The sequence below is a fragment of the Ureibacillus sp. FSL K6-3587 genome, assembly GCF_038593165.1.
GTDB classification, from domain to species: domain Bacteria; phylum Bacillota; class Bacilli; order Bacillales_A; family Planococcaceae; genus Ureibacillus; species Ureibacillus suwonensis.
This window is the reverse complement of record NZ_CP151969.1, coordinates 3,318,396-3,330,183: the sequence shown is the minus strand read 5'-3', so window position 1 is coordinate 3,330,183 and position 11,788 is coordinate 3,318,396. Positions and strand designations below refer to the sequence as shown.

14 protein-coding genes are annotated in these 11,788 nt (G+C 41.2%); 12 read left to right on the top strand and 2 right to left on the bottom strand.

The annotated features are described in order from the left end of the window. The first annotated feature begins 23 nt into the window (after nucleotides 1-23). Nucleotides 24-674 (top strand): TlpA disulfide reductase family protein, encoded by a 651-nt coding sequence (locus NSS77_RS16455; RefSeq protein WP_342469707.1) that lies wholly within the window; start codon nucleotides 24-26, stop codon nucleotides 672-674. A gap of 40 nt (nucleotides 675-714) precedes the next feature. Continuing rightward, nucleotides 715-1,011, top strand: coding sequence for an AraC family ligand binding domain-containing protein (locus NSS77_RS16450; protein WP_342469706.1), 297 nt, complete (start codon nucleotides 715-717; stop codon nucleotides 1,009-1,011). Nucleotides 1,012-1,057: 46 nt separating this feature from the next. Here NSS77_RS16450 and fabI read toward each other — a convergent pair whose 3' ends face one another. Then, nucleotides 1,058-1,834 carry an enoyl-ACP reductase FabI gene (gene fabI / locus NSS77_RS16445; RefSeq protein ID WP_342469705.1) on the bottom strand — a complete coding sequence of 259 codons (777 nt, stop codon included), beginning with the start codon at nucleotides 1,832-1,834 and terminating at the stop codon, nucleotides 1,058-1,060. Between the two features lie 199 nt (nucleotides 1,835-2,033). Between fabI and NSS77_RS16440 the strand changes: the two genes are divergently transcribed. Both NSS77_RS16440 and NSS77_RS16435 read left to right on the top strand, forming a co-directional pair. Next, complete coding sequence (locus NSS77_RS16440) at nucleotides 2,034-2,351, top strand: PadR family transcriptional regulator (RefSeq protein ID WP_342469704.1); 318 nt, start codon at nucleotides 2,034-2,036, stop codon at nucleotides 2,349-2,351. 5 nt (nucleotides 2,352-2,356) lie between these two features. Then, nucleotides 2,357-3,031, top strand: coding sequence for a DUF1129 family protein (locus tag NSS77_RS16435; RefSeq protein ID WP_342469703.1), 675 nt, complete (start codon nucleotides 2,357-2,359; stop codon nucleotides 3,029-3,031). 57 nt (nucleotides 3,032-3,088) lie between these two features. On the opposite strand, the gene NSS77_RS16430 is transcribed toward NSS77_RS16435, so the two are convergent. Next, entirely contained in the window at nucleotides 3,089-3,337 is a 249-nt protein-coding gene (locus NSS77_RS16430) for a ferredoxin (RefSeq protein WP_208649523.1), read from the bottom strand. 112 nt (nucleotides 3,338-3,449) lie between these two features. Between NSS77_RS16430 and NSS77_RS16425 the strand changes: the two genes are divergently transcribed. The 8 genes from NSS77_RS16425 (at nucleotide 3,450) to NSS77_RS16390 (ending at nucleotide 11,761) form a co-directional block, all read left to right on the top strand. Beyond that, nucleotides 3,450-4,490, top strand: a complete 1,041-nt coding sequence (locus tag NSS77_RS16425) for a helix-turn-helix domain-containing protein (RefSeq protein ID WP_342469702.1) — start codon at nucleotides 3,450-3,452, stop codon at nucleotides 4,488-4,490. Continuing rightward, complete coding sequence (locus tag NSS77_RS16420; protein ID WP_342469701.1) at nucleotides 4,481-5,923, top strand: ATP-dependent DNA helicase RecQ; 1,443 nt, start codon at nucleotides 4,481-4,483, stop codon at nucleotides 5,921-5,923. The genes NSS77_RS16425 and NSS77_RS16420 overlap by 10 nt, the downstream gene beginning before the upstream one ends. A gap of 113 nt (nucleotides 5,924-6,036) precedes the next feature. Continuing rightward, a complete protein-coding gene (locus tag NSS77_RS16415) occupies nucleotides 6,037-6,678 on the top strand; it encodes a LysM peptidoglycan-binding domain-containing protein (RefSeq protein ID WP_342469700.1) in 642 nt (213 codons plus the stop codon). Nucleotides 6,679-6,791: 113 nt separating this feature from the next. Beyond that, the gene (locus NSS77_RS16410; RefSeq protein ID WP_342469699.1) at nucleotides 6,792-7,550 is read left to right on the top strand and encodes a metallophosphoesterase; all 759 of its coding nucleotides are present in this window, start codon (nucleotides 6,792-6,794) and stop codon (nucleotides 7,548-7,550) included. Between the two features lie 65 nt (nucleotides 7,551-7,615). Next, complete coding sequence (locus tag NSS77_RS16405; RefSeq protein WP_342469698.1) at nucleotides 7,616-8,587, top strand: YpdA family putative bacillithiol disulfide reductase; 972 nt, start codon at nucleotides 7,616-7,618, stop codon at nucleotides 8,585-8,587. A gap of 212 nt (nucleotides 8,588-8,799) precedes the next feature. Beyond that, the gene (prsW, locus tag NSS77_RS16400) at nucleotides 8,800-9,474 is read left to right on the top strand and encodes a glutamic-type intramembrane protease PrsW (protein WP_342469697.1); all 675 of its coding nucleotides are present in this window, start codon (nucleotides 8,800-8,802) and stop codon (nucleotides 9,472-9,474) included. Nucleotides 9,475-9,661: 187 nt separating this feature from the next. After that, nucleotides 9,662-10,459, top strand: coding sequence for a spore cortex-lytic enzyme (gene sleB / locus NSS77_RS16395; protein WP_342469696.1), 798 nt, complete (start codon nucleotides 9,662-9,664; stop codon nucleotides 10,457-10,459). Between the two features lie 12 nt (nucleotides 10,460-10,471). Continuing rightward, nucleotides 10,472-11,761 (top strand): PepSY1/2 domain-containing protein, encoded by a 1,290-nt coding sequence (locus NSS77_RS16390; protein ID WP_342469695.1) that lies wholly within the window; start codon nucleotides 10,472-10,474, stop codon nucleotides 11,759-11,761. Nucleotides 11,762-11,788 lie beyond the last annotated feature (27 nt).

Here is an 11,788-nt window from a genome sequence, read left to right as displayed (position 1 = left end):
ATATTGCTATAAAGGATGGTGTTATGGGAAAAAGAAATGTATCCATTTTTTTCTTATTGCTGATTGTCACTACGATGGTTTGGACAATCTATTCGAGCTTTTTCAAAGAACGGACAAGTGAGGGGGAGATGTTTACAGAAGACGAGTTTATTGATTTTCTATATCAAAATTTAGGGATGGAGGAACCGCACGATATTGTACCGTTGGATGCAACGGATGGACATTCTCATGATGAGGAGTTGGAAACTTCCTATCAGCCGATGAATGTTGAAGCACTGGATTTTCAGTTAAAAACGATTCATAATGAAACTATCCGATTGTCAGAATTAAAAGGAAAGAAAATTCTGCTCAATTTTTGGACAAGTTGGTGCCCACCTTGCAAGGAGGAAATGCAAGAGCTGAATGAATTCTATGATCAATATGCCATAAGGAACGATATCGAGATATTGGCCATTAATGTGACGGATCAAGAGTTTTCAATCGATGATGTGAGAGATTTTTCGGTCCAGTACCAATTGCAGTTTCCTGTTTTGCTTGATGAGCGTGGGGAAGTTTCAAAGAAATATCAAATCATGACGATTCCAACAAGTTTTATTATTCATGAAGACGGTACGGTGATTGAAAAAATTGTTGGCCCTGTCACAAAAGATGTCTTATTGGAGAAGTTTCAATAAAGGAAAAGTATTGTAAAAGAAGAGATTGGAGGAATCCTTTGTGCAAGTCATTTCTACACCATATGTTCTAAATGAAAGAAAAAAACAGGCAGGAAAAGTTTTTGAAACGTCAAAAGCCCAAGTGCTCAATATCCAATTGAAATCCGGCGAATCCATTCCGGACCATTTTGCCGATTGCGATGTGTTGATTATTGTACGCAGTGGGATCGTATCATTTACGGTGAATGATGAAACAGTCGAGTTGACGAGCGAATCTTTATTGCACATGGAACCGAAAGAATTGCACAGCCTGACCGCGAAGGAAGATGCAGACGTTGTGGTTGTCAAAATAAAATAAGACATGAAAAAAGTAGTACAAACCGTTTGTACTACTTTTTCATTGATTACCCCATAATGTGGTAACCGGAGTCGACATAAATCGTTTCCCCGGTGATGCCCCGGGAGATGTCGCTGAGCATAACGACCGTCATATCGCCGACTTCTTCTTTGTTTGTATTGCGTTTCAACGGGGAAACCTCTTCGTAACGATGAAGGGCTTCATTGAAGCTAGGAACCCCTTTTGCCGCAAGTGTGCGGATTGCACCGGCTGAAATCGCATTGACGCGGATCCCTTCTTTGCCCAAATCAGCAGCCAAATAGCGGACGGATGCTTCCAAAGCCGCTTTTGCCACACCCATCACGTTGTAACCTTCAAGAACCCGTTCTGCCCCCAAATAGGACATCGTGACAATGGATGCGCCTTCCGTCATATATGGACGGGCCGCTCTTGTGACCGCAATTAATGAATAAGCGCTAGTATCCAGCGCAAAAGCGAATCCTTCACGTGTTGTTTCAACGAAGCGGTTTTTCAAGTCTTCCGCATGGGCAAAGGCAACAGAATGCACAATGCCATGAATCACTCCAAATTGTTCGCCGATTTGTTGGAACGCATTCTGGATGGATTCATCGCTGTTCACGTCACATTGAATAACGGCATTTTTTTTGTCTTTGTGACTTTCTAAAAGTTTTTCTATTTTTGCTTTTGAGCGATCTTTCCGATAAGTGAAAATGACGTTTGCTCCAACTTCCAAAAGTTTTTCCGCCGCTCCCCAAGCGATGCTTCTTTCATTGGCAACGCCCATGACTACAATGTTTTTATCTTTTAAATTTAATACATCCATGGTATTGACCCCTTTGACATCAGTTATTAGTACCAACTACTAAAATATTAACAGTATTTAGAATAAAAATCAACAAGAACTATTGACAGCTACTTTGCATTGCAATATAGTTAAGATAAATACTTTGCATTACAAGATAGTTGCACGTAAGTACCTTGCATTACAAAGTAGTGTGGTGCCGAACAGGGAGGTGAAGGGGTTGAGCATTCGCACTCAATTGTTAAAAGGCGTTCTCGATGGCTGTATTCTGGCCATCATTGATCAGGAGGAAGTATACGGTTATGAACTATCAAAAAAGCTGGAGCAAGTTGGATTGGATATCAGTGAAGGAACGATATATCCGGTACTGTTGCGACTTCAAAAAAATGGATACGTCATAGGGGAAATGAGGGCATCCGATTCAGGTCCGAACCGAAAATATTATTCCATTACACAGAAAGGAAAAGAGGTTCTTGGACAGATACGGGAAGAGTGGAAAATCCTTTCGGGTTCCATCGAAAAATTGTTGGGGGAGTGAAGAAAATGAAAGTTACGGTAAAAGAACTTATACGTCAAAATAATGAGAAGAGAAAGCTTTTGACAAAGGAAAATCAAAAGTATTACGAAGATTTGCTTGTTTACATCCGGGCAAATCTCTCCCGTGATGAAAGGGCAACGGAAGAAGTGCTGCTCGAAATGCTGGATCATTTGTTGGAGGCGCAAAAGGAGGGGAAAACGGCAAAGGAAGTGTTTGGGAAAAATCCAAAAGAGCTGGCCGAAGAAATCATCGCCTCTTTGCCAAAGGAATCATGGAAGCGTCAATCGGAATTCATTCTCGAAATAGTAATGACGCTATTCGGTTGGTATATGATCGTAAGTGGGATTGGGCCACTGATAAAAAAAGAGGATCAAACGATTTATTCGGGAACGCTGATCGTGTCCGGCCTGCTTCTAATAGCCAGCTTGGCGATGTTCATTTACTTCGTAGTCGTTTTATTGAAAAAAGAAGCATTCCAAGAACAGAAAAAGAAAAGGACGATCTCCATTCTGTTCGGATTTTTGATCGCGGGCTTATTTGCCCTCAGCTTAATTGTGAAATTTGCCATTCAGCCTTTTGGCGCATCTTTTGAAGTATCTTATTATACCATTTTTGGGCTTGGCTGCTTCCTGCTCCTTGCGGCGTATATATTGAAGAAAATGCGGGAGCAAAATACGTAACGGCATTTTACTGAAAAAATGAAGGTGCATTCACAAACGATGCACCTTTTTTATTGGTTATTCAAATTTCAATGGATCGCCATCGAATGGTTCGTCTGCCACTTTGATGGAATCAGTCGGACAACCTTCAAAAGCGTCTTGCATATCTTCCAGCAAATCTTCTGGTACTTCGGCAGTCCCCGTGTTATCATCTAAAATAACAAAGGCAATGCCTTCATCATCGTAATCATAAATGTCTGGGGCAGCTGCACCGCAAGCGCCGCAAGCAATACATGTATCTTTATCTACAATTGTATATTTTGGCATAGAATGAATCTCTCCTTTTTTTCTATCGGGCTACCTAGTTGAAGCTTCTTTATTATTCTAAAACTGTTTATATCACTTTTCAACATTAAGACTATAAAAAGGAGGTTCTGATTTGCTATTTCAGTATTTAGTCTTAGATATTTTAAAAATCTTAGAAAATGAACGGACCATTTCTTCCCCATATCATTTATTGAAAGGCAAACGCTCCGGCCAAACCATTCAGGATGTCGGCATTTTTCATTTGCATCCATACTTTGGCATTTTCCCAAAATTATCAAGAAAGAAATACGATGAAGAAATTCAAAAACTCGTTGAAAGCCAATTGATTCAGATAACAGACAACAGTTTCCATGTAACGCCAAAGGGTATCCAATTCCTTCGGCAATATGAACCGCTTCCTTTGAATGGATGGCAATATCGGGGAAATGAGCATCTTTTTTTCTCAAGACTTTCACTCATCGTGCAAAGTTTGTCCCATGCGAGAGAAAAAGTGATGGCCTTCAGTCCGATTCAAAAAGATGAAGAAATTCAGCATTGGGTACGGCATTTCCTTTTGAAAAACGACTACAAATCAGGGCTCCTTGGACATAACCTGTACGATGAAATTCTCCAAAGTCTTGGAAAGGTCCAAATCAAGGAACAGGCAAAAGAAATTGTGGTAAAACGTTTAACCGGATATCAAATGCCCGGGTTTACTTGGGAGCAGCTTGGCATGGAATATCAGATGCCTGAATTGGACGCCCAAATCTTATATGTTGCTTGTCTTCATCAATGGTTGAATGAAATTCTTCCAAACAGACTGCAATATCCGTATTTGCATCAGATGTCGGAACATATCCGGGCGGATATTCCATTGACCGGCTCCGCCTATCATACGGCGTTGCTGTTCAAACAGGGATATTCCATCGAGCAAATTTGCCGAATGCGAAAATTGAAACAAAGTACCATTGAAGATCATATCGTTGAATTGGCCATCAACGATCCGGCGTTTCCGATCGAAAAATTTATTTCAAAAGAAGATATACAACAAGTGCTTGTTGCGACAGAAGATTACGATACGAAAAAGCTGAAAGTGCTCCGTGAAGTGCTTCCTCATCTATCGTATTTCCAATTGCGCCTGGCACTTGTCAGAGGTGAAAACGTATGCAATTAGAACAGCTTCTGCAAACCCATTTCGGTTATCCTTCCTTTCGCCCCGGCCAAAAAGAGGTCATCGGGCAGTTATTGGATGGAAGGGATACCGTTGCCTTGCTTCCCACTGGCATGGGGAAATCTTTATGTTATCAGTTGCCAGGATACATATTTAACAAACCGGTATTAATTATTTCGCCGCTCCTTTCCCTCATGCAAGACCAGGTGGACCAGATGAAGCAGTTCGGCGAAAAGCGGGCAGTGGCGATCAATTCCTTTTTAAACAGAAATGAAAAGAAACTTGTATTGGATACTCTGCATCGATATCGCTTCATTTTCATATCTCCGGAAATGTTGGTGCAGCCGCAGATCATCCAGCGGTTGAACCGGTTGGATTTGGCATTGATTGTAGTGGATGAAGCCCACTGCATTTCCCAATGGGGATTTGACTTCCGGCCGGATTATTTAAAAATAGGGGAAGTGTTGAAAGAAGACCGGCCGCCGATTTTGGCTCTATCGGCAACGGCGACGGAAAAAGTGCTGGAAGACATACGCCGTTTTTTAAAGATGAGGGATCCTTTTGAATATATTCATTCGGTGGATCGTCCCAATATCCGTTTTGGGAAAAAAGTATTCCAAACGAGAGAAGAAAAAATGGAATGGCTCCTTGACCATGTGACGCAGACAGAGGGCCCAGGCATCATTTATACCCGGTCCAGAAAAAGGACGGACGAAATTGCGGCACAATTATTGCAGCTTGGCATTTCCGTTTCTTCCTATCATGGGGGGAAAGAGGCGGAAGACCGGCAATTTATCCAACAGCAATTTATTGAAGGAGCATTGGATTGGATTGTTGCGACGAATGCTTTCGGCATGGGGGTCCATAAAGAAAATGTGCGTCAAATCATACATGATACAATGCCATCCAATGTGGCCGATTATATGCAAGAAGTGGGGAGAGCCGGGCGCGATGGAAAAGATGCCATTGCCATTCTGTTGTACAGTGAAGGGGATGAAGAAGTCGCGCGGTTTATTGCAGGGGAAGACTTGCCAAGTGAAACCCAAATGGAGCTGTATGAAGAATATAGAAACCGAAAAGTGGATCCAAAAGAAATGATTCAAGATGGATTCATTTCTGAAACCACCTTCCGTGTGCTGCACTATTGGATGGGCCTCTATCCGTTGGAAGAAGTTAAATCGATTTTCAGGAAAATGATGAACGAGAAGTACAGATCGGTGGATGAGATGCTGCGTATTGTGAAAAGCGATCGGTGCATCCGGGAACAACTTGTGGAATATTTTGGGCAAACATTAAAAGATAAACCGGAGCATTGTTGTGAACATTGCGGCATCGATTATCAGCAATTCCTTCTTCCAAGACAGGATACGAAGGCGGCAACAGCACCTTCCACGTGGCAGATGCGGCTGCGACAAATTCTGCTAGGAACTGACTGAAAATGTTAAAATTTCCTCCTTTACGACATTTTTCTTTGAAAATAGAAATTTCCTCTCATTTACTTTTTTTATCATTTTCGTCATAATGAAATCAGAAGTAATGGAGGTGCTGTATGAGTGGAAAAGATTATCGAAAAAAGATAGAGGAACATCGACAATCGATTGAGATAGAAGATGGAAAAACAAGATTAAGTCGCAGCGAACGCCGCCAAAAAAGAAAGAAAAAATCGAAAGAAACGCCATTACTGACAACTTTGACCCTTATTATGATCGGGATTCCACTGGCGATATTAATTTATGTATGGGGTTTTTGGGATCCAAACGATGAAGAGGTTTCTGTCGATAAAGATGAGAATCTGGTTGAAGTGCAAAGAAATAATGAAGTTTCCGCCAAAGAGAAAGAAAATAAAAGTGACGTAATTAAAAAGGAAGATTCTTCTTCTGAAGCTGCAAAAAAAGAGGAACAAGCGGATTCCAAACCAAAAACGCCAGAGAAGGAAACAAAAACCGATGCTCCTGAGAAATCAGCGGATGATAAAGATGTTAAGAAAAATGAAAATAATACAGAACAGCAAAAGCCTGCTTCTGAAGAGAAAAAAGTAAAAATACATACTGTCAGTGCGAATGAAACATTATTCCGAATTGCCAAGCAATACTACAATGATCCGATCAGCGGTGTCGAAAAAATAAAAAATGCCAATCATTTATCTTCCGATGTGATTACACCGGGACAGTCGCTTGTCATTCCCGAATAAAAGAAAAGGTTTTATCATTTGAATAAAATCCGTTAAAATATTATACATTACTGTTGAAAAGACGATGGTGAATTTACCACGTCTTTTTGTTTTACCGGGAGGGGTACTTGTACATGTTTGGGTTGACAGCTGTCCTGATCTCCTGTTCATGCTTGCTTGCATTTATGGTAAAAGAAGCGTTTGAAAATAATGTTGTACACCATGAAATCAATTTAACAGGGGAAGAGGAGAAATATTCGATTTTTTTTATTTCGGATATTCATACCCGCTTAATCAGCGATAAAATGATACGAAACATAAAAGAACCAATCAATGCGGTGATCATTGGCGGGGATTTGGCCGACAAAAGGACACCGATTTCGAAAATTTATCAAAATCTCCGGCTTCTGCAAACATTGGGACCTGTTTATTTTGTTTGGGGGAACAACGATCGGGAAGTGGGCGAAGAGCGTTTGAGGGGAATTTTTCAAGAGACGGGTGTAAAAATTGTTGAGAATGATGCGATACTGCTGCCGAATATGGTGAACAGATGCTGGTTGAGCGCGGTGGATGATGTTTCTTCACGCAAAGCCAGTCCTGAAAAAGCTTTCGAAAAGTGTGACCCGCAAGATACGGTCATATTTGTATCCCATAATCCGATCCTGTTTTCTAAAATCGGAAACTATCATGCGGACATTTATCTGGCTGGACATTTTCATGGTGGCCAAATTCGGTTGGGCCCTTTCGGAATTTACCCGCAAGGCGCTTTTTCCGACGATGAAGGCAAGTATACCCTCATCAGCAACGGCTATGGGACGACGATGTTCCCTTTACGTTTAGGGGCAAAACCCGAATGTCACATAATTGACTTAAACTTTCGGCGCACATTCTGACCAAAGGGTTGAAATTCCGCGTTATAATAAGGTAGTAGTTTGTCAAATTAAGGAGTTGTGAACAAATGCAAAAAGCAGATGCAATTATTGTTGGAGGAGGCCCATGTGGTTTATCGGCAGCGATTGAACTCCAAAATATCGGGTTGAAACCAATTGTTATAGAAAAAGGGAATGTGGTAAACGCCCTCTATCATTATCCAACTCACCAAACTTTTTTCTCCACAAGCGAAAAATTGGCCATTGGCGATGTTCCGTTTATAGTGGAACAACGGAAACCAAGCAGAAATCAGGCCCTTGTTTATTATCGTGAAGTGGTGAAACTGAAAAACATTCATGTAAACCGCTTCGAAAAAGTGCTTTCTGTGGAAAAACGTCCGGACGGATTCTTTATTGTGACTTCCGATAAGGCCCAATATGAAACACCTTATGTCATTTTGGCAACCGGTTATTATGATCATCCGAACTATATGAACGTACCCGGAGAAGATTTGCCAAAGGTTTTCCATTATTTTAAAGAAGCCCATCCTTTCTTTGATACGGATGTGTTGGTCGTCGGAGGGAAAAACTCAGCGGTCGATGCGACGTTGGAATTGCATAAGGCAGGTGCCCGTGTAACCGTTGCATACCGCGGCAGTGATTATTCTCCGAGCATCAAGCCATGGATTTTGCCGGAATTCCAATCCCTCATCCGAAATGGCGAAGTGGTGATGCATTTCAACACAATGGTGAAAGAGATTCGGGAGAAGGAAGTTGTACTGGATATCGACGGCAAAGAAGAAGTCATCAAAAATGATTTTGTGTTCGCCATGACCGGCTATCATCCGGATCATGATTTCATCCGGAAAATGGGTGTAACCATTGATGATGAAACCGGCCGTCCTACATATGACCCTGAAACAATGGAATCCAATGTGGAGAATTTGTTCATTGCAGGAGTTCTCGCTGCCGGCAACAATGCCAACGAAATTTTCATTGAAAATGGAAAATTCCATGGGGCGTTTATTGCAAAAGCCATTGAAATGAAACAAAGCAACTAAAGGAAGACATTACGGAAAAAGGGCTGTCCTGAAAGTATAAAATGTTCGGGACAGCCCGCTTTAATATGGTTATATTTCTTCGACATTGCTCCAGCAAGGTTGGCGACATATACAGCGCCGCTTTTTTTATTGCCGGAAAAATTCAGTTCCCAACCTTTAAAAACCTAGAGTAATACTATAAAATATTATTAATAAGGAAGGGAGCGTCGATATTGTTTATTCTACTCTCTGCAGCGATTGCTCCAGGATGTGCGTTATTCAGCTATTTTTACTTGCGAAATCAAATGGCGACCGAACCCCGAAAAACACTTCTCCGAACATTCATTTTCGGATTATTGATCACTTTTCCAATCATGTTCATTCAGTATGTCATGCAGGAAGAAGAAATCATTACAAATTCTTTTCTCCTCGATGTCCTATTCTCGAGCGCATTGGAAGAATTTTTCAAGTGGTTCATTATTTTTGCTTTTATTTATCGCCATGTGGAATTTGACGATCCATATGATGGAATTCTGTATGGAGCAGCTGCTTCTTTAGGGTTTGCTACACTGGAGAATATTCTTTATTTGTTGACATTTGGCATTGAAACCGCCTTTATGCGCGCATTATTGCCAGTTTCAAGCCATGCTTTATTCGGTGTGGTGATGGGCTATTATTTCGGAAAAAGCAAATTTACAAAGAATGACCGTTCGAAGGAATATTTGGCTCTTTCCATTGCGGCTCCATTATTTTTGCATTTCATCTATAATTCTATTTTAATGTTTGAAGATTATTGGCTTTATTTGATGGCCCCATTCATGCTTTTTTTATGGTGGTTTGCTTTAAGGAAAGTGAAATTGGCACATGAGCATTTAATCAAACATCTTGTGGAACAAAATAAGATTTAGTCATGGTCTGAAAGGAACAACTCCTTTTGGGCCATTTTTTTATTTTACGAAATCAACAATAAAAATTTGTTCATTGAACATAATAATGGCTGAATGGTCGTTTCGCTTGGAGATTCGACCATTTTTTCGTTGATCAGTGCATAATTGGTTCCAAACTTAACATGCTATGAAAAAAGGAGTGAAGGAGATGTTCAGAAATATATTGATTGCATTGCTGTATCTGGTTGCGGCAACCGGCACGATTACGCTCATCAAGCCGGAAGAATCTTTCGCCTTTTCGAATCAGGTCATTGAACGGGGTGCCTTTGGCGACGATGTGATCGAATTGCAAGCACGACTGCAATATTTGGGGTTCTATCATGGAAAAATTGATGGAAAGTTCGGATACGGCACTTACTGGGCATTGCGAAACTTCCAGGAAAGCTATGGCTTGAAAGTGGATGGGATTGCCGGCGCGGAAACAAAAAGGGTGCTTGCGAACAACAGCGATTTTGACCGGGAATGGGTGCATGCGCAAATTAACGCGGGAAGAGAGTTTACTTATTATGGAGGTATTCCTCTTGATCAACAAGTGAAAAAAGGGAAAGCTGGTTCGTCGGGAAGCAAAAGCTACCAGTTGCCATCCAAATTTACGGAGCAAGATTTGCAGCTGATGGCGAACGCTGTTTATGGAGAAGCGAGGGGAGAACCTTATGAAGGACAAGTGGCAGTGGCGGCAGTTATTTTAAACCGGCTTGAGTCGCCTGATTTTCCTAATACGATTTCGGAAATCATTTTCCAACCAGGTGCATTTACAGCCGTGGCAGATGGACAAATTTGGTTGACGCCGAATGAAAGGGCGAAACAGGCAGTTCTTGATGCCATGAGTGGATGGGATCCATCGGAAAATGCACTATATTATTTCAATCCGAATACAGCGACAAGCAAATGGATTTGGTCAAGACCTCAAATTAAACAAATCGGTCAACATATTTTCTGCTATTAAAGGAGCGACAATATGAAAAGTCTAGTATACTTACTTTCCATTGCTATGTTGGCATTAGGGCTGTATGCTTATGAAGTCCGTTCAGACAATCAACAATTGAAAAAAGAAATTCACGCGCAATACACCAATTCTTTATCCAATGCCAGCGAAAAATTATCCTATTTGCAGCGTTCCGTGGCACAATCACTGCTATTCCAGGATGAAAAAGCATTACAAAACGAATTGGACAACATTTGGCGGACAAGCAATGAATTGCGTACATCCATTAGTAATTTGCCGTTGAATCCGGATGTAGCGAATCAATGGCTCCGTTATATCGGAAAAATCGGGGATGAAGCAAAAAGAGCTTCAACCAACGGCGATTACGAATCTTGGCAAAAGAAGATGACGGTGGTTCATAACAATTTGGAACAATTGACAAATGAATGGTCCCTTGCAACAGCCCATTTTTATGAAAATGACGGTGATTTTGAAAAATGGAAGCAAGTGGCGAAAACCGATCTGGAAGAATCGCCTTTTAAAAATCTGGCTTCAAACTTGAAAACATATTCGGAAAAGGATTTCCCGTTAACAACCAGCGAATCCGATTGGTTGAAGAAACGGGATTTGAAACACATACGAGATCGTGAAATCACGAAGGATGAAGCCATTCAAGTTTTAGAAAAGCTTGTGCCGGGGATCAAAGATGCGACATATACCGTTTCAAAGAGCAAAGAAGATGCGCCATATCCCTTTTACCATATTCAATTTGTCAAAGGAAGCAGGGTAGGATATGCGGATATTACAGTCAAAGGCGGCCATTTGATATCCTTCTTATCCGAACGCCCGGTACAGCCGGACCGGAATATTACACAGGAAAAAGTGAAGGAATTGACAAAGCAATTTATTGAACGGGCCGGTTATGATGATTTGGAGATTATCGAAATGCGGGAAAACCATGAAGCTTGGCATGTCCATCTTGCGCGGGTGGCAGGAAAACACAATGCCCTGGTATATCCGGACGGTATACAGTTGAAAGTATCGAAGGACAGTGGAGAGCTGTTAGGTTTGAATGCAATGGAATATGTACAAAGAGAAAACATCAATGACAATCAGCCGGTAGTTCCGATTGACTGGAAGAAATTTTTCCGCCCAAATACAGTGGTGGAGGAAGAACGATTCATTTATACGGAAAACGAAGCGTATCAGTTAAGATTATGCTATGAAGTGATTGCCCGTTTTGAAGATGACATCAATCAAACGTACCGGGTTGTTGTAGATACGGAAAACCATGATGTCCTCAAAGTGGAGCAATTGCCATAATTATTTAAACACTCTAGAAATTCCGAT

Bases quoted from the DNA above. Each gene is read 5' to 3' on its own strand.
- NSS77_RS16430 (WP_208649523.1), bottom strand. From the start codon at position 3,337: ATGCCAAAATATACAATTGTAGATAAAGATACATGTATTGCTTGCGGC.
- NSS77_RS16405 (WP_342469698.1), top strand. From the start codon at position 7,616: ATGCAAAAAGCAGATGCAATTATTGTTGGAGGAGGCCCATGTGGTTTA.
- NSS77_RS16435 (WP_342469703.1), top strand. From the start codon at position 2,357: ATGAAAGTTACGGTAAAAGAACTTATACGTCAAAATAATGAGAAGAGA.
- NSS77_RS16455 (WP_342469707.1), top strand. From the start codon at position 24: ATGGGAAAAAGAAATGTATCCATTTTTTTCTTATTGCTGATTGTCACT.
- NSS77_RS16415 (WP_342469700.1), top strand. From the start codon at position 6,037: ATGAGTGGAAAAGATTATCGAAAAAAGATAGAGGAACATCGACAATCG.
- sleB (WP_342469696.1), top strand. From the start codon at position 9,662: ATGTTCAGAAATATATTGATTGCATTGCTGTATCTGGTTGCGGCAACC.
- NSS77_RS16410 (WP_342469699.1), top strand. From the start codon at position 6,792: ATGTTTGGGTTGACAGCTGTCCTGATCTCCTGTTCATGCTTGCTTGCA.
- NSS77_RS16420 (WP_342469701.1), top strand. From the start codon at position 4,481: ATGCAATTAGAACAGCTTCTGCAAACCCATTTCGGTTATCCTTCCTTT.
- fabI (WP_342469705.1), bottom strand. From the start codon at position 1,834: ATGGATGTATTAAATTTAAAAGATAAAAACATTGTAGTCATGGGCGTT.
- NSS77_RS16390 (WP_342469695.1), top strand. From the start codon at position 10,472: ATGAAAAGTCTAGTATACTTACTTTCCATTGCTATGTTGGCATTAGGG.